This window comes from Leisingera sp. M658 (assembly GCF_025144145.1).
Classification (GTDB): Bacteria; Pseudomonadota; Alphaproteobacteria; order Rhodobacterales; family Rhodobacteraceae; genus Leisingera.
In genome coordinates this window covers 2,000,261-2,021,638 of record NZ_CP083546.1, presented here as the reverse complement: position 1 = coordinate 2,021,638, position 21,378 = coordinate 2,000,261, and the positions used below count along the sequence as shown (strand labels likewise).

Genomic DNA, 21,378 nt, shown 5'->3' with positions numbered 1-21,378 from the left:
ATGCCGTCCAAAACCGCGCCGGACCTTGCCCCGCCGCCGTGCGGGCAGTACAGCAGTGCCGATTTTGCCGGAGAACACGATGCCCACCGATACGCCCCAGCCCGCCTTTGTCCTTGTCCGCCCGCAGATGGGCGAGAATATCGGCGCCGCGGCGCGGGCAATGTGGAACTTCGGCCTTGACCGGATGCGCATCGTCGCACCGCGCGACGGCTGGCCGAACCCCAAGGCGGTGGCGATGTCCTCGGGCGCCGGCCGCCTGCTGGACGAGGCGCAGCTTTGTGCCGACGTGCCCGAGGCGCTGGGCGATTGCACTTATGTATTCGCCACGACTGCCCGCCAGCGCGGATTGACCAAACCCGTCTACAGCCCCGAACGCGCGATGCAGATCGCGGCTGAGAAGATCGCAGCGGGCGAAAAAGTGGCGGTGATGTTCGGGCCTGAGCGTGCGGGTCTCGAGAACGAGGATATTGCCAAGGCCAACGCCATCATCTCGGTGCCGGTGAACCCGCTTTATGCCTCGCTGAACCTGGGCCAATGCGTGCTGCTGACTGGCTATGAATGGATGCGCCAGTCCGCCGATGTGGAGCATGAAACCACTGACCTCGGCCGCAAGGGCGAATGGGCAAGCGGTGTTGAGGTCGAGAAACTGGTGGAGCATTACGAGGACCGGCTGGACCAGGCGGGCTTCTTCTTCCCGCCGGAAAAGGCCGAGAGCATGAAGACCAACCTGCGCAACCTGTGGTCCCGGATGCGGATGACCCGTTCCGACGTGCAGATGCTGCACGGCATCATGCGCCAGATGGTCCGCTGGAAAGAGCGCGGCGGCGAGTAGGCCGCTCTGGACCTTTAGATAACCCGCCCCTAGCTTGGCACCACAGACAAAGAGGCAAGCATGAGCAAGCGCAGCATTTTCGAAGAGGTTGAGGGCGAAAAGACGGACGCCCCCGCAGCGCAGCCGGGGCTGATCGACCGCGGCCGCGGCGGCGCCCGCAAAGGCATCCGCGCCTGGCTGATGGTGCTGTTTGCCCTGGTGGTGGCAATGATCGTGGTTGGCGGGCTGACGCGCCTCACGGACTCGGGCCTGTCGATCACCGAATGGCGCCCGGTGACCGGTGCCATCCCGCCGATGTCCGAAGCCGAATGGCAGGCCGAATTCGACAATTACCAGCAGATCGACCAGTGGCGCATTCAGAACCAGTGGATGGAACTGTCTGATTTCAAATCGATCTACTGGTGGGAATGGGGCCACCGCCAGCTGGGCCGTTTCATCGGCGTGGTCTGGGCGCTCGGCTTCCTTGGGTTTCTGGTCGCGCGCAAGATCCCGGCAGGCTGGGCAGGACGGCTGGCGCTGCCCGGTGTTCTCGGCGGTGTTCAAGGCGCCATCGGCTGGTGGATGGTGGCCTCTGGCGTCACCCAGGGCGAGGGGATGACGGCGGTCGCCTCCTACCGTCTTGCGGTGCATCTGGGGCTGGCGTTCGTGATCCTTGGCTTCATCACGTGGTACGTGCTGATGCTGGGCCGCGAGGAGCGCGAGCTGATGCAGGCGCGCCGCGCCAAGGAGGCCAAGCTGTTCAGCCTGTCCACCGGTCTGATGCACTTCGCCTTCCTGCAGATCCTGCTGGGCGCACTGGTGGCGGGAATAGACGCAGGCCGCTCGTATACCGATTGGCCGCTAATGGGCGGGCAGGTGATCCCGCCGCAGCCTTTCATGATTGAACCCGTGTGGAAGAATTTCTTTGAAAATCCAGGGTTGGTGCAGTTCATTCACCGGGTGGCGGGGTATTTGCTGTTTGCCTTTGGCGTGGTGGCCTGGCTGCGCGGGCGTGGCTCTGCCCATACGCGCACCCGTTTTGCTTTCAACGCCGTCTTTGCAGCGCTGTCCGTGCAGGTGCTGCTGGGGATCATTACTGTGATCTATGCCGCACCGCTGCACGCCGCGATCACCCACCAGCTGGTGGCAATCGGCCTCTGGGTGCTGATCCTGCGCGCCCGCTTCCTGTCTGCCTATCCCATTGCAACCTCGATCAAGGATCATTGAATTATGAGCGCATTTGACGAACTGATGGCCTTCCAGCGCGAAACCCAGGCGTTGGGGCAGATTGCAGGCCGTCTGGGCTGGGATCAGGAAACCATGATGCCCCGCGGGGCCGCGCCGCAGCGGGGCGAGGAAATGGCCGCGATCGAAGCCGTTCTGCATGCCCGCCGCAGCGACCCGCGCGTGGCGGAGTGGCTGGAGCAGGCAGTTGCGCCGAATGAGGCAGGGGAAGCCCAGCTGCGTGAAATCCGCCGCAGCTATGAGCGGACCGTCAAAGTGCCTGCTGATCTGGCCAAGAAGATCGCCCAGGTGACATCCGAGGCGCAGGGCAAATGGGCCGCAGCGCGGGCGGATGAGGATGTTGCCGCATTTGTGCCGGTGCTGGAGGAAGTGGTCGCCCTCAAGCGCGAAGAAGGTCTGGCGCTGGCCGCGGGCGGCGATGTCTATGACGCCATGGTCGAGGATTATGAGCACGGCATGACCGGGGCAGGGATCGCGGAGATCTTTGACGCTATGCGTCCTGGCCTGGTGGAACTTCGCGCCAAGGTGCTGGAGAAGCCCGCGCCCAAGGGATTGGCAGGCACATTTGACGAAGCGGCGCAGATGAAGCTTACCCGGAAGCTCGCCAAAGCTTTCGGCTATGACATGGCGCACGGGCGGGTTGATAAGGCAGTGCATCCGTTCAGCTCCGGCTCGGGGCTGGATGTGCGGATCACCACCCGGACCAGTGAGGCCGATCCGTTCAACTGCTTTTATTCGACCATTCACGAGGTCGGCCACGGCGCCTATGAGCAGAACATCAGCCGCGACTACCTGCTGACCCCGCTGGGCAGCGGCGTGTCGATGGGCGTGCATGAAAGCCAAAGCCGGATCTATGAAAACCAGATCGGCCGCAGCCGGGCGTTTACCGGCTGGCTGTTCGAAGAGATGAAAGCGGCGTTTGGCGATTTCGGTATTGCGGATGCGGACAGCTTCTATGCCACGGTGAACGCAGTGCATAAGGGCTATATCCGGACGGAAGCGGATGAGCTGCAATATAACCTTCATATCATGCTGAGGTTCGGCCTGGAGCGCGCACTGATGAGCGGCGATCTGGCGGTGAAGGATCTGGAGGCGGCCTGGAATGACCGGTTCGAGGCGGATTTTGGCTATGCTGTCGACAAGCCGTCAAACGGCTGTTTGCAGGACGTGCATTGGTCGGTGGGCCTGTTCGGGTATTTTCCGACCTACAGCTTGGGCAACGTCTATGCCGGCTGCCTGTATCAGGCGTTGCGCCGGGATGTTCCGGGGCTGGATATGCAGTTGGCAGAGGGCGACACCACGGGTGCGACCGGCTGGCTGAAAGAAACCCTGCAACAGCACGGCGGGTTGCGCAGCCCGCGCGATACCATCGTGCATGCATCCGGCATGGAGCCCAGCCACACACCGCTGCTGGCCTATCTCGAAGAGAAGTTCAGCTTGCTTTATGATCTCTGAATCGGCCTTGCACCACGGCTAAGGCATTTCCGGGGCAGCGGAAAATCCGCTGCCCCGGAAATGCCGCATTTTAGGTGTATTCTCGGATGCTCATGGGGATGAGAGCAGAGATATAACTGATGCATACAGCCGTAGCCTATCTGATTTTTGCCAGCTTTGTGCTGGCGCCAACCCTGATCTGAATCGCAAACCGTCAGATCAGCGCCATGCGCTCCGCCCGCTCGGGATCCGGGAAGGGACGGTAGAGGCCGGTCTCTGACGTGGCGATCAGGGCCGTGACATGGGAGTAGAGCTTTTCGACTTCCTCGTCATGTTCGCCCAGCACCCTGAAGGCCTGATCCAGCTGGGTCATGTCCTTAAACTCAATCTCCAGCAGGAAATCGCGGCATTTGTCGCTGGCCAGGTTCAGCTTGCGCCGCAGCAGCCGCCAGCCCAGGATCACGCCGCGTTCCTGCAGGTAGCTCATCCATTGGTCAACCGCGCTGGCAAAGCTCAGCGCCTTGGCTTCGTGATGCAGATCGATGGAGCATTGATAGAGGTTCATGGGCGATCCCTTGGTGCAAACAACTCAAGCGATAGTCTGTCACAGAAAGATTAGGCAGCGGTTAAACACAAAAGCGCCGCCCAGGTAATCCGGGGCGGCGCTGTTTCATTCAGGCTGAGCGGCGGGGTTATTCTTCGCCGCCGCCGTCTTCCTCATCACCGTTCTCGGCAATCCAGGCGACGGACACCACTTCTTCGCCTTTGCCGGTGTTGAACACCCGGACACCGCCGGCCGAGCGGGACCGGAAGGAGATGCCATCCACAGGCACCCGGATCGACTGGCCCTTGGAGGTGGCCAGCATGATCTGGTCATCCATTTCCACTGGGAAGGAGGCCACGATCTCGCCGCCGCGCATCGCCTTGTCCATCGCCGTCACACCCATGCCGCCGCGTCCGCGCACCGGATAGTCATGCGAGGAGGACAGCTTACCCGAACCACCTGTGGTGATGGTCAGGATCAGGTTTTCCGCCGCCGACATTTCCGCATAAAGCTCGGTCGAGAAGTTCGGATCCTCGGGCGCATCCTCATCCGAGGCCTCGGCATCGTCGGTCAAACCGGCCATGGCGCGGCGCATCTTGAGGTAGGCGGTGCGCTGTTCCGGAGTGTATTTTGAGTGCCGGATTACCGACATCGACACCACCCGGTCCTCACCGCTGAGGCGGATACCGCGCACCCCGGTGGATTCGCGCGAGTTGAACACCCGCACATCGGTAGAGCGGAAGCGGATCGCCCGGCCCGAGTCGGTGAACAGCATCACGTCGTCGTCTTCCGAACAGATACGGACATTCACCAGCTGGACGGACCCGTCCTCGGGCAGTTTCATCGCGATCTTGCCGTTGCGGCGGACGTTGGTGAAATCCGACAGCCGGTTGCGGCGGGTATCACCGCCGCTGGTGGCAAAGACCACCTGGAGGTTTTCCCATTCATCATCCGGCACATCGACCGGCATGATGGCGGCAATCGAAACCCCTGTCGGGATCGGCAGGATGTTGACGATGGCCTTGCCCTTGCCGGTGCGCCCGGACTGCGGCAGGCGCCAGGTCTTCAGCTTGTAGACCATGCCGTCGGTGGTGAAGAACAACAGCTGGGTATGGGTATTGGCTACAAAGAGGGTGGTGATCACATCCTCTTCCTTGGTTTGCATACCCGATACACCTTTACCGCCGCGCTTTTGCGACCGGAAATCGGCGAGCGGAGTACGCTTGATATAGCCGCCGGAGGTCACGGTCACCACCATGTCCTCGCGCTCAATCAGGTCTTCGTCTTCCATGTCGCCGGACCAATCGACGATTTCGGTGCGGCGCGGCACAGCGAAGTTGTTACGCACTTCGCGCAGCTCATCCGCGATGATGCCCATGATGCGCTCGCGCGACGACAGGATCTCAAGGTATTCCTTGATCTTACGGGCCAGTTCTTCCAGCTCGTCGGTGACCTCTTTCACGCCGATCTGCGTCAGGCGCTGCAGGCGCAGCTCAAGGATCGCGCGGGCCTGGGTTTCCGACAGGTTATATGTGCCGTCGTCATTGGCGGTATGGGTCGGATCATCAATCAGCGCGATGTATTCCAGGATCGGCTGGGCCGGCCAACGGCGGGTCATCAGCTTTTCGCGCGCTTCCGCCGCATCAGCAGACTGGCGGATGGTGGTGACGATTTCGTCGATATTGGTGACCGCAACCGCCAGGCCGCACAGGATGTGGCTGCGTTCACGGGCCTTGCGCAGCAGATACGCGGTGCGCCGGGCCACCACGTCTTCGCGGAAGTCGATGAAGGAGGTCAGGAACCGGCGCAGCGTCAGCTGTTCCGGCCGGCCGCCGTTCAGCGCCAGCATGTTGCAGCCGAAATAGGTCTGCATCGGCGTGAAACGGAACAGCTGGTTCAGCACCACTTCGGGAGTTGCGTCGCGCTTAAGCTCAACCACCACACGCACGCCGTTGCGATCGGATTCGTCCTGCACATGGGCGACGCCTTCGATCTTTTTGTCGCGCACCTGCTCGGCGATCTTTTCGATCATTGCCGCCTTGTTCACCTGATAGGGAATCTCATCCACAACAATCGCATAGCGGTCTTTCCTGATTTCCTCGGTGCGGGTCTTGGCACGGATAACCACACTGCCGCGGCCTTCAAGATAAGCCTTGCGGGCACCGGAGCGGCCCAGCATCACGCCGCCGGTCGGAAAGTCCGGGCCGGGCACGTAATCGATCAGCTGTTCGCTGGTCAGGTCGGGATCGTCGATCAGCGCCAGGGTGGCATCAATCACTTCGCCGAGGTTGTGCGGCGGGATGTTGGTGGCCATGCCGACCGCAATACCGCCGGCACCATTGACCAGCATATTCGGGAACCGGGCCGGCAGAACCGTCGGTTCGCGGTCCTTGCCATCATAGTTGTCCTGGAAATCGACGGTTTCTTTGTCGATGTCAGACAGCAGGAAGGCTGCCGGTTTGTCCATCCGCACTTCGGTGTAACGCATCGCGGCCGGGTTATCGCCGTCCATCGAGCCAAAGTTGCCCTGGCCGTCCAGAAGCGGCAGCGACATTGAGAAGTCCTGCGCCATCCGCACCAGCGCGTCATAAATCGCACTGTCACCGTGCGGGTGGTACTTACCCATCACGTCGCCAACCGGGCGGGCCGATTTGCGGTAAGACTTGTCATGTGTGTTGCCGGATTCGTGCATTGCATAGAGAATGCGCCGGTGAACCGGTTTCAGCCCGTCCCGCAGGTCCGGGATGGCACGGCTGACGATGACCGACATGGCATAGTCCAGGTAGGACGTGCGCATTTCGGATTCAATGGATACCGTCGGGCCGTCATAGGCGGGCCGTTCCGGCAGGTTTTCGTCCATGTTTTCAGGAGTTTCCGGCGTATCGCTCACGTTGGCTGCCCGCTCTTTCTTCTGGCTCTATATATTGTGTTTGCACCCTATCAGATACCGTATATGGGGCGCAAGCAAACAGCCAGGAAAGCGGAAAACAGGCCGTTCACACAGCGGTAACACACTGTTTTTGGGGAAATTAACCAATAGCAGCCTAGCATCAGTATGAGGGGGCAAATTTTGGAGGCTGTAAATGGAGACCACAGAAACCGAGCTGATGCTGAAGGGTTACGGGCTGACCACGGCGGAGTTCACCTATTGTATGCCCGACTACATCCACGTTCTGAATACCTTTGTGTGGCAGGAGTACGACCTTGCCCCGGACCATCCGCGGCTGTTCGAATTCATCGAATTCTGGCAGCGGGAAATCGAAGGCCCATTGCATTCTGTCCGTTTCAATCACCGCAAGATGATTGGTCCGGGAGAATGGCGCAACGTGGTCGGAGAGTTTCAGCTGCACTGAACCGGCTGGCTTTTTAATGTGTTTGCACCGGCAGGGGTGCTGATACAGTTGTTCTGGAAGGCATGCATTCGGAAAGTCTGAATGCCGGCGGCGGGTCGATGATATCTATGTCCTGACCGGCAGCTTTGCGAACGCAGCCGACACCATCAAGACAGGCGGCGGCAGGGACCGTTTGTTTGTGGAATTGGATGCCTATTCGACCGTTGCAGTTGTTGAAGATTTTTCCGCTGCAAAAGACGTTTTTGTGTTCGATCGCCAGGAATCCAGCCGGGCGATCCCAAGAGATACAGACGTCCTGTTCGACCGGGACGAATGGGAGGCCGCAGAGGAAGACCGGCTGTTCATGGATAACAGCGCGGACAAGCTCTATTTCGGCAGCAACGTCCTGGTGGAATTCACATCGGATGTCGAATTGACAGCCGGCAACTTCACCGTGGGCAACTGGGATTACTAAGCCCCGCCCAAGAGAGGAGGCGTCAGGCCGAGCAGCTGGCGCCTCCCAGAACGCAGAACTTGGCGCAGTGCGGGTGGTTCAGCTGCACCGGGCGTTCCGCCTCGGCCAGGGTTTCACCCATCTCGAATTCCGGCGCGTAGGGCAGCAGCGTGCAGGCCAGCACAGCGGGTGCCTTGGCGCCTTTGCGTTTGATGACCATGCGGGACGAGGCGCACATGACGCTGTCCGGGGATTTCCCCAAAATATCCCAGCAGGCAGTGGTGATTTCAGGCACCTCGACGGTCTCGTCCATTTCAGGAAACAAAACCGTCTGACCCGGGTTATACGCATCAATGGCAAAGCCATGCGCGGCAAACAGGGCGGCAAATCCGTCACGCGATTCTGTCTCGCTTTCACCCCATAAGGTGCGGCCGGCCACGGCCATCCGAACGCCGCTATCGCGCAGCCATTCCATGCCCTCGATGGTTTTGGCAAAACTGCCGGCGCCGCGCTCCTTGTCGTGCAGGGCGGCGCAGTGATGATCGACCGAAATGCGCAGTGTCATCTTGTCTCCGAACGCCTCCCGCAGGGCCAGCAATCCGGCCTTAACCGTCTTGCGCATCATCGGGCGCATGGCATTGGTCAGGATCAGAACCTCGAACCCGCGTTCTAGCGCTGCGCGGGCCATCGGGATCATCTCAGGATTCATGAACGGTTCGCCGCCGGTAAATCCGATTTCGCGGATTGGCCAGTTGCGTTCCCCGATCTGGCTGAGATAACTTTGCACTTCGTCCTCGGTCAGATAGACCAGTGCGTCATTTGCGGGGGAACTCAGAATATAGCAGTTTGTGCATTCGATATTGCACAGCGTGCCGGTGTTGAACCAAAGGGTCTCGGGATTGCTGAGCGGCACCGATGCGCGTTGCTGACCATTGGCCGTCACAAAGGCGTCTTGAAACTTGCCTAGGTTCGCGACGGGTTTTTGCAGGTCTTTCATGCGGATGTCCTTTGGGGCAGTTCCTTTCGCGGGAAGCTACCTTATACTGTGCAGGAATTGAAAGCAGCCGGGCAGGCACATGACAGGGATGTGAGCGGCGGTGTGCTGCGCCTGCACCGGCTTGAACAGGAAGAACAAGAATGGTTTCGCGTGTGATACCGGTCGACCCGTTTGACCTGGTGATTTTTGGCGGCACTGGCGATCTTGCACAGCGTAAGATCCTGCCGGCGTTGTTCCGTCGTCATTGCGCAGGCCAGCTGACAGGCGCTGAGCGGATCATCGGGGCTGCGCGTACTGGCCTATCCAGTGCCGAATACCGCACAATCGTTGCTGAAGCGCTGCGTGTGCATGCGGGGCCCAAGGCCTGCGGCGGCGGGGCGTTGGAGGCGTTTCTGGAGCGGATCAGCTATGTTGCGCTGGATGCGCTGGGGGAAGAGGGCTGGCAGGAATTGAGCCTGAAGCTGCGGCCGGCCGATGAGGTACCTGTCCGCATGTTCTACTTCTCGGTGGGGCCGGGTCTGTTCGGCCCTCTGGCAGAACGGCTGCACAGCCATGGGCTGGCCAATGCGGATACGCGGATCGTGGTGGAAAAACCCTTTGGCCATGACCTGGTAACGGCGCGGGAGCTGAACCGGACGCTCGCCGGTCATTTCGATGAAGGCCAGATCTACCGGATCGACCATTACCTGGGCAAGGAAACGGTGCAGAACCTGATGGCGGTCCGGTTCGGCAACATGCTGTTTGAGCCGCTGTGGAACAGCCAGTATGTCGATCACATCCAGATCACCGTGGCCGAGACCGTAGGTGTCGAGGGGCGCGAGGAGTATTATGAGCGCGCCGGCGCGATGCGCGACATGATGCAGAACCACCTGATGCAGCTCTTGTGCCTGATCGCGATGGAGCCGCCGGCCAAATTCGACCCGGACGCGGTGCGTGATGAAAAGCTGAAAGTGATCCGCGCGCTGGACCCGGTAGAGCCGCATCACATCGTGCGCGGCCAGTATCAGGCGCGCCTGGACCCGTCAGACCCGCATCCTTCGTACCGAGGGCTGGTCAGCAATCCACGCAGCAGCACCGAAAGCTATGTTGCCTTGAAGGCGCATATCAGCAACTGGCGGTGGGCGGGCACGCCGTTCTACTTGCGTACCGGCAAGCGGCTGGTGAACCGGTCTTCGGTCATCAACGTGATGTTCAAGGACGCGCCGCATTCGATCTTCGGGGCGGAGGCCGGGCGCCATGCAAACCACCTGAAAATCCGCTTGCAACCCAACGAAGGCATCACTTTGAGCGTGACAATCAAGGAACCGGGGCAGGGCGGAATGCGGCTGGTGGATGTGCCGCTGGACATGAGCTTTGCCGAGGCGCTGGGACCTGAAGGCGGCGATCCGCCGGATGCCTATGAACGGCTGATCATGGATGTTGTGCGCGGCAACCAGACGTTGTTTATGAGAGGCGACGAGGTCGAGGCGGCCTGGGCCTGGACGGATCCGCTGATTGCGGGCTGGAAGTCCCGGGGCGATGTGCCTAAACCCTATGAAAGCGGCAGCACCGGACCCGGCGATGCCGATTTACTGATGCGCCGCGACGGGCGTGAATGGAGAGGGATAAACCCATGAAATTCAACGAATACCCTGATCAGGACATGCTGGCGATCGAAGTCGCCAATGAAATTGCAGGCGATCTGAAAACCCATCTTCTCACACATGATGCGGCTTCTTTTGCAGTGGCGGGCGGTACCACGCCGGGGATGATCTTTGACGATCTGTGCGCAGCCGACATTGAGTGGGACCGGGTGCAGGTTATGGCCACGGATGAACGCTGGGTCCCCGCAGACAGCCCGCGTTCCAATGCCGGCATGATCCGCGCACGGCTGCTTCAAAACCGGGCGGCTGCGGCGCAATTGCTGCCGTTTCATGTGCCGGAGCGTCAGCCCGAAGAGGTGCTGGCGGAATTGGAAAGCCTGGTTGTGCCGCAATTGCCGCTGTCCGTCCTGCTTTTGGGCATGGGCGAGGACATGCACACGGCCTCGCTGTTTCCTGGCGCTGATGGGATCGAAGATGCTTTGGCGGCGGATGCGCCTGCGCTTGTTGTCATGCGGCCTGACAGCCAGCCCGAAGCGCGCATCAGCCTGACAGCACGGGTGCTGGATGCCGCCATAGCCAAACATTTGGTGATTTTCGGGGACGCCAAGCGCCGGGCGCTTGAACAGGCGCTGGCATTGCCGCCGGAAACCGCGCCAATCCAAGCCGTAATGTCCGAGGTAACCGTGCATTGGGCGCCTTGAATTCAGGAAAGATTGATATGTTCAAGGATTTGAAGTTGCTGCGTTCCCAGGAATGCGGCGAGAGTATTTCCGGGTTGTTTGAAAAAGATCCGAACCGCGCTGACGCGTTCAGCGTACGGTTTGAAGCGCTTTTGTTCGACTACTCCAAGACGCAGATCACCGCCGAAGTGCGCGCGGCGCTGACGGCATTGTGCAGCCAGCAGAATGTTGCCGGGCGGCGGGATGCCATGTTTGAAGGCAAAGAGATCAATGAAACCGAGCAGCGCGCGGTGCTGCATACAGCGCTGCGGGATCCCGGCGGTCCTGAATTGTTCGTCGAGGGGGAGGATATCCGTGCTCCCTTGCGCGCGACGCTAGGGCGGATGGAGCGTTTGGCACGGCGTGTGCGCTCGGGCAAACTGGCAGGCCCCGGCGGCCCCTTTACCGATGTGGTGAACATTGGCATCGGCGGGTCTGACCTTGGGCCGGTTATGGCGGCGCTGGCGCTGGCACCGTATCACAACGGGCCGCGGTGCCATTTTGTGTCCAACGTCGACGGCGCGCATATTCACGACATCCTGCAACGGATTGATCCTAAAACAACTTTGGTGATCGTTGCCTCCAAGACTTTTACCACAGTCGAAACCATGACCAACGCCGCGACCGCGCGGCGATGGGTCGAGGCCGGCGGCGGTGAAGCTGCGCGCCAATTCCTGGCGCTGTCGACATCCGAAGAGGAAACCGCGGCCTTTGGCATTCCGCGGGAGCATGTGTTCGGGTTTGAGGATTGGGTCGGCGGGCGCTATTCGGTGTGGGGCCCGATCGGGCTGAGCCTGATGCTGGCGGTCGGCCCGGACCGCTTCCGTGAATTCCTGGCTGGCGGCAAGGCGATGGACGACCATTTCCGCACGGCCCCCTGGGAACAGAACATGCCGGTGATGCTGGCTTTGACTGGCATTTGGCACAATCAGGTCTGCGGCCATCCGACCCGCGCCGTGCTGCCGTACGACCAACGGCTGCGGCGCCTGCCGGCCTATCTGCAGCAGCTGGAGATGGAATCAAACGGCAAGTCTGTTGCGATGGATGGCGCGCCTTTGCCGTATCCCTCAGGGCCTGTCGTATGGGGCGAGCCTGGCACCAACGGGCAGCATGCATTTTATCAGCTGCTGCATCAGGGCACGTCAGTCGTGCCTGCAGAATTCCTGGTTGCAGCCAAGGGGCATGAGCCGGAACTGGAGCCGCATCACCGGTTGCTGGTGGTCAACTGCCTGGCCCAGTCCGAAGCGCTGATGCGCGGACGCAGCCTGGAGGAGGCCTGCGCGCTGATGCGGGCTGCCGGGTATGAAGGCGCCGAGCTGCAGCGCCAGGCCCGCCACCGGGTTTTTCCGGGCAACCGGCCTTCGACCACGCTGATCTATCCGCAGCTGACACCCTATGTGCTGGGCCAGATCATCGCGCTTTATGAACACCGGGTGTTTGCCGAAGGCGTGATCCTAGGCATCAACTCTTTTGACCAATGGGGCGTGGAACTGGGCAAGGAACTGGCAGATTCCCTGATGCCGCTGCTGGCAGGGAAGAAAGATGACGCGGGCAAGGACGGTTCCACCCGGGCCTTGATGGACTTTGTGCGCAAATCCAAGGCCTGAGACAGGCGTTAGTGCTAGGCGGGGCAGGTCAAGCCCCGCCGCTAATTCAGGGCAGTGTAACGCTGCTGGTGATGGTATTGACGAATTTCCCGGTTTCCGGGTCTGTCAATGACGAGAAGCCGCCGCCGCCCTCGGCATCAGACCAGTGCCCAGTACCGCCAGTCAGTTTCCAGCTGCCGGTCAGGGCGCCGGACGGATCCATTGCTTCAGCAGTCCAATGCAGCACAACCTTATCGCCGGTACTGCTGGTAAAGACGCATATGCCGCCACCGCCAACGCTGCCGGACGCGATCTCAACCGCGCCGAAACACGGCCCTGACGCACCGTTCATCGGATGGCCCGCATCTGCCATTTCCATATTGTCATAAGAACTGCTGATTTGCATCACCATATGCCCGTCGGCAATTTCAGTTACAGAACTGGTCGAGATACCCGTTCCAGTGCCTGCCTGGTCCCAGGTCGTGCCGGCAATTCCGCCGCCCGCGCTGAAGGCGTAAAACAGTGCCGAAATTAAACAATGACGTTTCATACTGGTTCCCTCTCAAAACGGTCCGCCCGCACTGCACAGGCGGACCGCGTCAGGTTAGCACAGTTTTGCGGAACCACGCGCTGGCAGGTGGCAATGGGGCCGCACTCAGAATATCAGATCCCGCGCGCCGAATACGTCCAGGCCATCAAAATCAATTCGCATCTCAGCAGCCGGGTCCCCGTCCAGATTGATTTCCAAAAGCGACCGGGCGGTATCGAAGCTGACTTCGCCAGCGCCTGAGAATTCCGCATCCCGGCCAATCCACATCAGGTCCTGAACACCGGGTGCATCGCGGTCGCCGTCGATTTCGCTGAGATCGGCCTTATCGCCCTGCTTGCGACTGAAATCGGTGACCGTGTCGCGTTTGTTTGGCCCGGTACCGGAATCTCCGCTGTAAAAGACAAAGACATCCGCTCCCTTGCCGCCGGTAAGATGATCAGCGCCTTTGCCCCCGGTCAGACTGTCGCCGCCTTTACCGCCATGCAACCTGTCGTTCCCGGATTTGCCCAGCAGCGTATCGCCGCCGCTGCCGCCGGTCAGCGTGTCATTGCCTGTGCCGCCGTCCAGCCAGTCAGCGCCGCCGCGGCCATTCAATTTGTCGGATCCGCCGCGGCCAAAAATTCCCTCCGGCCCGCCAGTTCCGTCGATTTCGTCCTTTCTGCCTGTGCCCCTGATGTCATCGTCAAGGATCCGGGCCTTGGCGGCGGTGATGCTGCTGGTCACGTTCAATCCGGCTGGAAAGCTGCCTTGCTTCAGCACCAGCGAGAAGGCCTCGGCCCCTTCGGCCAGGTAATCTGGCAGCAGCTCCACGTTCACCGCGGCCTTGGTCTGGCCGGGCGCAAAGGTTAACGCCCCTTTGGTTTCCACGTAATCTTGCCCGGCTTTGGCCTTGTTGTCCTTGGTGGTATAGCGGATTTTCTCAGTGCTGCTGAAGGGGTCGGACAGGGTCACTTCAAAGACTGCAAACCGGCCGCCTTGAGAGGGCTCCTCAGCCTCGGTCGCGGTTACCTGAATGCTGCGGTCCAGATTTACGCCATCATCGTCGAGGATAAAGGCATCGCTGTGCAGCACCCGGCTGCCACCTGCGAAAACCGCGTCCTCAAGTCCGGAAAGTTCAATGCCGAAACTCTCGTCGCTTTCGATTTCGCTATCATGCCGCACCCGCACACCGACGGTCTTTGAGGTTTCACCAGGGGCAAAGATCAGTGTGTCGGCAAATGCCGGGTAGTCGACGCCTTCGGTCGCTGATCCGGCTGCCGAATTGTAATCCACTGTCACTGCCTGGGAGGAAGGTTTGGACAAGGTCAGGGTGAAAACCACAGTACCGCCGAAACCAGCCCCGATGCTTTCGACGGCATCTGTTGCCGAAACCGATAGCACCGGGCGTTTGCCGCCGCCATCATCGTCCAGAATAACCGCCGTGCCCACCAGCCCCTTAACGGTGCTGCCAAGGCTGCCGGCCGGCTCCACAACCAGGCTGAAGAACTCAGACGGCTCGATTGTCCTGTCACCGGTCAGTTCCACCTCGACGACCGCTTTGGTCTGGCCGGGCGCAAATCGCAGCTTGCCGCTTTGCGCCACGTAATCGTCACCTGCGGCAGCACTGCCGTCGCGGGTTTTGTACTCATAGACCAGCCTGTTGACGGACGGTTCCGAGATTTGCACCTCGAGCAGGGCTGTGCGGGCGCCGCCGTTGCCCTCGGCAATGACAGGAGAGGAGACCATCAGTGCCCGGTCGAGATTGACGCCATCGTCATCCAGGATAAAGGCGTCCGCGCGCAGCACCTTGGAGTTGCCGGTGAAAACACCGCCGCCGGGATCAAACAGTTCGATGCCAAAACTTTCATCGGTCTCGGAAATGCTGTCATGCCGGACCCGGACCTCAACCGTTTTGGACGTCTCGCCAGGCGCAAAATCCAAGGTGCCATTAAAGCCCGGATAATCAATAGCCTCGTCGGCGGAACCCGCCCGCGAACGGTAGTTGACGGTCACCGTGTCAGCGGCGGCTTTGGACAGGGTCACGGTAAACTCCACGATTCCGCCAAAGCCGGCTCCGATGCTTTCCACCGCGTCGGCCGCGGCCAGCGAAATGACCGGCTGGCCGCGGCCGCCATCATTGTCCAGGATCGTTGCGGTGCCGGTCAGCCCATTGGCCGACGTGCCGAGCCCGTTGCCCGGGGACACCGACAGATGAAAGAACTCGCTTGGTTCCACTGCCTTATCGCCGGTCAGCTCAACTTCAACTACCGTTTTGGTCTGGCCAGGGGCAAACCGCAATTTGCCCGACGCAGCCGTATAGTCTTCCCCTGCAGTCGCGCTGCCATCGCGGGTTGCGTAGTCAAACACCAGCTGCGTTGCCGCAGGATCCGACAATTGCACCTCGAACAGTACCGAACGTGTACCGCTGTTGTTCTCTACAACTATGGGCGAGGACACAGTCAGCGCCCGGTCCAGATTGGTGCCGTCATCATCCAGAATGAAGGCCGAGGCGTGCAGCACCTTGGCGCCGCCCGCAAATGCGGCTCCGGTTGGATCAAACAGCTGGATGCCGAAATCCTCATCGGTTTCTATGAGACTGTCATGGTGAACCCGGACCTCGATGGTTTTCAGCGTCTCTCCGGGGGCAAAGGTCACAGTGCCGTCAAACCCAGGGTAGTCGATATCCTCGTCAGCAGCGCCCGCCATTGACCTGTAGTTCACCTCGACCGCATCTTCGGCGGGCCGCGACAGCATCAGCGTGAAAACAACCGTGCCGCCAAACCCCGAACCGATGCTTTCCACTGCATTGGCTGAGGTCAGCGACAAGACCGGTAAACCGCTGCCGCCGTCGTTGTCCAGGATCGTGGCCGTGCCCGAAAGACCCGATGCAGTTCCGCCAAGGCTGGCATCCGGGCCAACGATCAGATGAAAAAACTCTGACGGTTCCAAGGCAGTGTCTCCAGTCAGGTCGATCCGGACCGTCTTTTCCATCTGCCCGGCCTGGAAGGTGACACTGCCGGATTTGGCAAGGTAATCCTCGCCTGCGATCGCACTGCCGTTCTTGGTTCGGTAGTCCAGCGTGAGGCTGCTGGCGGCCGGTTCGGACAGGCGGATGGTGAAATCCGCTTTCTGGGTGCCGCCATTTCCCTCCACCACAACCGGTGAGGAAACAAAGACCGCCCGGTCCAGACCCGCGCCGTCATCGTCCAGTACAAAAGCGCTTTGCCGCAGCACGGCTGACCGCCCCGCAAAGGATGCGCCGGCCGGGTTGAAAAGCTCCAGAACAAAGGCCTCGTCAGTCTCGTTGAGGGTATCATGCCTGACACGGAATTCGACCGTCTGGGTATCTTCGCCCGGAGCAAAGGTGATGGTGCCGGATGTTTTCGGGAAGTCGATGCTTTCATCCGCACTGCCTCCGATGGTGCGGTATTGGACAGTGACCGTGTCGGCCGGAACCTCGGACAGCGTGACCGTGAAGGTTACCAAGCCGCCGAACCCGGATCCTATGCTTTCAATTGCGTCTGCGGACGTGATGCTGATCGTCGCCATTTTGCCCCCTGCTGGCCTGCGCTGCCGTAAGCGGCGCGTTAACTGGACCGCCCCAGGCATTCCGCAGCCGTCCTGCGATCCCCTTTTTGGCGGTCTCTAACAGTCAAAGCATCCCGGCCGCTGCAAGGCGTGGCTGATAGGCGAAACGGATATCACAACTGGCAGGCGGACGACTGCTGTGCGGCCACTGGCAATGCAGTGCCGGACAGGGCCGTTTTCAGTAGATTAGCATCTCCAGGAAACACATTGCCCTGCCATAAAAGGCAGAGCCCGAAACCAGAACCATCTCCAATTACCCCAAGAACCAACAACACCCAACGCGGGAGATACCGTTAAAAATGTAGTGTCTTGCAGTTGTTTTTGTCAACAATAGCGGGAACAGTTCATTATTGTCCGTAAAATTTCTGAACGTTTGCAAATGATCCGGTTTCTTTGACGGTTGAGCTTCCAAAGCATGCTATGCCGGTTGTCTGCGGAAGTGTTCAACGCTTCGCCGCCGCACGAATAATGGCAGTGAAAGCACCCCTCTCGCGGTATTCAGGTGGCAAAGTAATGCCGGTTTAAAGTGAGGCCGGTTTGAAGATGCGGCCCGCCAAGCTGATTAAACATTCACTCGATACCTGCGGGCCGCTGCCCCTGTTGGTTAAGGGACCATTTAAGGGTAGGGCGAGGAGTCCGTCTTTTACGGGGAATTTTCGTCTGCGAAGGTCAAGACTGGCGGGGCGTTCGTTGCAAACCTTTGATTTGCCTGCCCTTGGGTGTGCTGACGCTTGCAGCCAATAACCGGACCGCTCGCAGCCGCTTCTGGCGGAATGCTGGCAATCATGTGTTTCCGGATGGGCGCAGGGGCGGCGCCTCACGGCAGTGGAAATACACTTCGGGATTACCTGGGGCTCACGCTCCGGAAGCAGTCTTTGTGGCCCGGATTTTCCCTTTTAATGCAGTATCGTCAACCGGAATTGCAGGGGCAGATTCCGTTATAACATTGAAAGTCAGGAAAAATGTGTTGGGTGATTTGGAGCGGGTAGCGGGAATCGAACCCGCGCCTTAAGCTTGGGAAGCTCGCATGATACCATTTCACCATACCCGCTCGTTGAGCAAAGGATTATGCCGCGGCGCCAGTGAGGTCAAGGGCACCGCAGCGTATTTTTATGCGGAAAGATCAGCCGCGGCGGCGGCGGCGGCGGCCTCCGCCAGCGCCTTCTCCATCACCGCCGCCGGTGTTGAAGTTCACCTGCGGCAGGGTCACCACGGTGCCAAGGATCGGGAACGGTTCGGCCGAGTTTGGAATGGCTGATGCGTTCACGAAATGCTCCTGGAAGCGCGGCTCCACGGCGGTTTCGATTTTCTCGATATTGCGAACGGTTTCCTCGATCTCGCCGCGCGCTTCTGTGTTCAACAGCGCAATGCGGGCACCGGTACCGGCGGCGTTGCCAGCCGAGGTCACCTTGTCCAGCACACAGTCGGGGATCATGCCCAGCACCATCGCGTGTTTGGCTGAGATATGCGCGCCAAAAGCACCGGCCAGAACCACCCGGTCAACATTTTCGACGCCGAATTTGTCCATCAGCAGGCGCGCACCGGAATAAAGCGCCGCTTTGGCCATCTGGATCGCGCGGATGTCCGGGTTGGTGACCGTAATGGTCGGGCCGCCCTCGGCAGAGCTGTCCCAAAGCATATACGCGTTGGTGCGCCCGTCCTGAATGCAGCGGGCCGTGCCGGTCTGTTCTGCCGAGCCAATCAGGCCGGAGGGATCCAGCACCCCGGCCATGCGCATTTCGGCTATCGCCTCGATAATGCCGGAGCCGCAGATGCCGGTGATGCCGGTAGTGGCAATGGCCTCGGCAAAGCCGTCCTCATCCGACCAGATTTCCGAGCCGATCACCCGGAACCGCGGTTCCTTGGTTTCCGGGTTGATCTCGACGCGTTCGATGGCACCGGGAGCAGCGCGCTGGCCGCTGGAGATCTGTGCGCCCTCGAACGCGGGGCCGGTGGGGGAGGAGCAGGCCAGGACCTTTTCCTTGTTACCCAGCAGGATTTCGGCGTTGGTGCCGACATCGACGACCAGCACCAGATCTTCGGATTTGTCAGGTGCCTCGGACAGCGCTACCGCGGCGGCGTCAGCACCGACGTGGCCGGCAATGCAGGGCAGCAGATAGACGCGGGCGGCGGGGTGGATATTCAGATCCAGTTCCATCGCGCGCAAGGCCAAGGAGTTGGAGGTTGCCAGCGCAAACGGCGCCTGACCCAGCTCAAACGGGTCTATCCCTAAGAACAGGTGGTGCATCACCGGGTTGCAGACAAAGACCGCGTCCACAATCAGTGCTTTGTCAATCTCCGCCTCAGACGCGATCTGAGTGAACAGCGCGTTCATGCCTTCGCGCACCGCGCGGGTCATTTCCTGATCACCGCCTTTGTTCATCATCGAATAGGAGACCCGGCTCATCAGGTCTTCGCCAAAGCGGATCTGCGGATTCATGATGCCGGAGGAGGCGACAACCTCGCCGGTTTTCAGGTCGCACAGATGCGCGGCAATGGTGGTGGAGCCGAGATCGACCGCCAGGCCGTACACAGTGCCTTCGTAGAAGCCTGGCCAGATATGCATGATTTTCGGCGGGTGGCTTGCGTCGCCCAGATGCACGGCCACTGTCACCTTCCAGCCACCCTTGCGCAGGGCAGGCTGCAGCGCATGCAGGATATGCAGATCGGTCTTGACGCCCTTGAGGTCCCATTGGGCATCCAGCGCCTCGATCAGCCGTTCCATGTCGCCTGTTGGCTTGTGCATGTCGGGCTCTTCAACCTCGACATAGAACAGGCGGGTGGAGGGGTTCATGGTGATGTCGCGGGCTTCGGCGCGTTTGCGCACCACCTGGCGGTGGACCTGGCTTTCCGGCGGCACGTCGATCACGATGTCGCCCTGCACGGTGGCCTGACAGCCCAGACGGCGGCCGTCGATCAGGCCGCGCTTGTCCTTGTAGCGCTGTTCAACCTTGTTCCATTCGCTCAGCGCGCCTTCCTCGGCGGTCACACCATGCTTGGAAAACTCGCCGTAGGACGGGGTGATCTGGCATTTCGAGCAGATCCCGCGGCCGCCGCAGACCGAGTCGAGGTCGACCCCAAGCTGCCGGGCGGCGGTAAGGATCGGCGTGCCCGCGGGGAAACGCCCGCGTTTGCCGGATGGGGTAAACACAACGAGGGGTTCGTCAGTCATGCCTGTAGCCTTCTCATTCCGCAATTTAGGCGGAGCATATGGGCTTTTGCGGCAGGCGAAAGGCAATGGGCGGCATTTTCCCGTCTGCTGGCGCCATTTTCCCATATTTGGTGACTTTGGGATGCGGTTTTTAGCGGGCCGTCAGTCAGAGGGCGGCTTGTGCCTCAACCTCTTTCAGCCACGCCAGAATCTCTGCGCGGTCGCCATCCAGCTGCGGGGCAGGGGCGCGGGTTTCAGGGTCCGGCATGCCGCTCATCTTGATCGGATTGCCTGCTGACAATTTTGCGGATCGACCGTTTTTGCCTAGAACCTCGACGACCATATTGCGGGCCAGGATCTGCGGGTCCTTCAGGACCTGATCCACTGTCTGGATCGGCCCTGTGGGAATGCCGGCCCTGGTCAGAACCCCGATCCAGTGGTCTTTGGTGTCCCCTAGTGTCACCGCCTCGATCAAGCGTTTCAGAAGGCGTGCATTTTCGCACCGGGCCGGATTGGTGGCAAAACGCGGGTCTTCGGCAAGCGGTAAATCCAACGCGTCACAGAGCCGGGCAAATAGCGTGTCATTGCCGGCAGCAATAACAAACAGCCCGTCTGATGCGTGAAAAGTTTCGAACGGAGTGATCGACGGGTGCCGGGCGCCAGAGGGCTGCGGGGCTTGTCCGGTAACCGATGTGATGGCGATGGCGTGCTCCAGCAGCGCCAATTGACTGTCCAGCATGGCAACATCGATGAACCGGCCCAGACCGGTTTTCTGCACGTCCAAAAGGGCCGCCAGGACACCGTGCCCCAGAAACATGCCCGCCACGATATCGCCGATCGAGGCACCGACGCGCACCGGATCGCGGTCCTTTTCGCCGGTGATTGACATCACCCCGCCGCGGGCCTGCACCACCATGTCATAGGCAGGCTTCAGGGCATCGGGGCCGGAGTGGCCAAAACCCGACACGGCACCATAGATCAGCCGCGGGTATCTGGCGTGCAGATCCTCCCAGCCGTAGCCCAGCCGCTGCATCACGCCGGGACGGTAGTTCTCCAGAAGCACGTCGGCCTGCGCCAGCAGCCGCTCAAAAACCACGCGGTCCTCGGGCGCCTTCAGATCCAGTGCGATGCTTTTCTTGCCGTGGTTGATGGTGGCGAAGTAAGCGCTTTCGCCCTCCTTGAACGGCGGGAAAGTGCGGGTGTCGTCGCCTGTTCCGGGACGTTCCACCTTAATGATATCGGCGCCAAGATCCGACAGGATCATTGAACAGTAAGGACCGGCCAGAACATGGGTGAAGTCCAGAACAGTGACGTTTTCCAATGGGGCGGGCATGGCAATATCCTGCATCATTTCTGCAGGTTTTCTGATACGCCAAGCAGGCCTGCGCGCATTGACCCAGATCAG

The 21,378-nt window shown here is 60.5% G+C and carries 15 protein-coding genes and 1 tRNA gene; 8 read left to right on the top strand and 8 right to left on the bottom strand.

Annotation, left to right across the window (positions count from 1 at the left end; all coding sequences use genetic code 11):
• The first annotated feature begins 79 nt into the window (after positions 1 to 79).
• The 3 genes from K3724_RS10060 to K3724_RS10050 are packed head-to-tail and all read left to right on the top strand — an operon-like array spanning position 80 to position 3,511.
• Positions 80 to 832: an RNA methyltransferase gene (locus K3724_RS10060; RefSeq protein ID WP_259992329.1), complete on the top strand. Its 753-nt coding sequence runs from the start codon at positions 80 to 82 to the stop codon at positions 830 to 832.
• Positions 833 to 892: 60 nt separating this feature from the next.
• Entirely contained in the window at positions 893 to 2,038 is a 1,146-nt protein-coding gene (ctaA, locus tag K3724_RS10055; protein WP_259992327.1) for a heme A synthase, read from the top strand.
• Positions 2,039 to 2,041: 3 nt separating this feature from the next.
• Positions 2,042 to 3,511, top strand: coding sequence for a carboxypeptidase M32 (locus K3724_RS10050; protein WP_259992325.1), 1,470 nt, complete (start codon positions 2,042 to 2,044; stop codon positions 3,509 to 3,511).
• A 193-nt stretch (positions 3,512 to 3,704) separates the two neighbouring features.
• Here the strand turns inward: K3724_RS10050 and K3724_RS10045 are convergent, their stop codons facing one another.
• Together K3724_RS10045 and gyrA are read right to left on the bottom strand one after the other, a co-directional pair.
• A complete protein-coding gene (locus K3724_RS10045) occupies positions 3,705 to 4,055 on the bottom strand; it encodes a DUF6614 family protein (protein WP_259992323.1) in 351 nt (116 codons plus the stop codon).
• 127 nt (positions 4,056 to 4,182) lie between these two features.
• Positions 4,183 to 6,924: a DNA gyrase subunit A gene (gyrA, locus tag K3724_RS10040; RefSeq protein WP_409201407.1), complete on the bottom strand. Its 2,742-nt coding sequence runs from the start codon at positions 6,922 to 6,924 to the stop codon at positions 4,183 to 4,185.
• A gap of 193 nt (positions 6,925 to 7,117) precedes the next feature.
• On the opposite strand from gyrA, the gene K3724_RS10035 reads away from it, so the two are divergent.
• Together K3724_RS10035 and K3724_RS10030 are read left to right on the top strand one after the other, a co-directional pair.
• Positions 7,118 to 7,387, top strand: a complete 270-nt coding sequence (locus K3724_RS10035) for an usg protein (protein ID WP_027258878.1) — start codon at positions 7,118 to 7,120, stop codon at positions 7,385 to 7,387.
• A gap of 178 nt (positions 7,388 to 7,565) precedes the next feature.
• A complete protein-coding gene (locus tag K3724_RS10030) occupies positions 7,566 to 7,841 on the top strand; it encodes a hypothetical protein (RefSeq protein WP_259992321.1) in 276 nt (91 codons plus the stop codon).
• Positions 7,842 to 7,863: 22 nt separating this feature from the next.
• Here the strand turns inward: K3724_RS10030 and K3724_RS10025 are convergent, their stop codons facing one another.
• Positions 7,864 to 8,817 carry a radical SAM protein gene (locus K3724_RS10025; protein ID WP_259992319.1) on the bottom strand — a complete coding sequence of 318 codons (954 nt, stop codon included), beginning with the start codon at positions 8,815 to 8,817 and terminating at the stop codon, positions 7,864 to 7,866.
• Positions 8,818 to 8,957: 140 nt separating this feature from the next.
• Between K3724_RS10025 and zwf the strand changes: the two genes are divergently transcribed.
• Genes zwf through pgi form a run of 3 tightly spaced genes read left to right on the top strand, consistent with a single transcriptional unit; the run spans position 8,958 to position 12,726 of the window.
• Entirely contained in the window at positions 8,958 to 10,433 is a 1,476-nt protein-coding gene (zwf, locus tag K3724_RS10020) for a glucose-6-phosphate dehydrogenase (RefSeq protein WP_259992317.1), read from the top strand.
• The gene (gene pgl / locus K3724_RS10015; protein WP_259992315.1) at positions 10,430 to 11,101 is read left to right on the top strand and encodes a 6-phosphogluconolactonase; all 672 of its coding nucleotides are present in this window, start codon (positions 10,430 to 10,432) and stop codon (positions 11,099 to 11,101) included. Before zwf ends, pgl begins: the two co-directional genes overlap by 4 nt.
• A gap of 17 nt (positions 11,102 to 11,118) precedes the next feature.
• On the top strand, positions 11,119 to 12,726 hold the full coding sequence (pgi, locus tag K3724_RS10010) for a glucose-6-phosphate isomerase (protein WP_259992312.1): 1,608 nt from the start codon (positions 11,119 to 11,121) through the stop codon (positions 12,724 to 12,726).
• 46 nt (positions 12,727 to 12,772) lie between these two features.
• Here the strand turns inward: pgi and K3724_RS10005 are convergent, their stop codons facing one another.
• The 5 genes from K3724_RS10005 to K3724_RS09985 all read right to left on the bottom strand — a co-directional run bounded on the left by K3724_RS10005 (position 12,773) and on the right by K3724_RS09985 (position 21,306).
• Positions 12,773 to 13,255, bottom strand: a complete 483-nt coding sequence (locus tag K3724_RS10005) for a hypothetical protein (protein WP_259992309.1) — start codon at positions 13,253 to 13,255, stop codon at positions 12,773 to 12,775.
• 105 nt (positions 13,256 to 13,360) lie between these two features.
• Complete coding sequence (locus K3724_RS10000; RefSeq protein WP_259992307.1) at positions 13,361 to 16,783, bottom strand: Calx-beta domain-containing protein; 3,423 nt, start codon at positions 16,781 to 16,783, stop codon at positions 13,361 to 13,363.
• A gap of 1,016 nt (positions 16,784 to 17,799) precedes the next feature.
• Positions 17,800 to 17,873 (bottom strand) — tRNA-Gly (locus K3724_RS09995).
• Positions 17,874 to 17,945: 72 nt separating this feature from the next.
• The gene (locus K3724_RS09990; protein WP_259992305.1) at positions 17,946 to 19,994 is read right to left on the bottom strand and encodes an ASKHA domain-containing protein; all 2,049 of its coding nucleotides are present in this window, start codon (positions 19,992 to 19,994) and stop codon (positions 17,946 to 17,948) included.
• 145 nt (positions 19,995 to 20,139) lie between these two features.
• On the bottom strand, positions 20,140 to 21,306 hold the full coding sequence (locus K3724_RS09985) for a CaiB/BaiF CoA-transferase family protein (RefSeq protein ID WP_259992303.1): 1,167 nt from the start codon (positions 21,304 to 21,306) through the stop codon (positions 20,140 to 20,142).
• Positions 21,307 to 21,378: the final 72 nt, after the last annotated feature.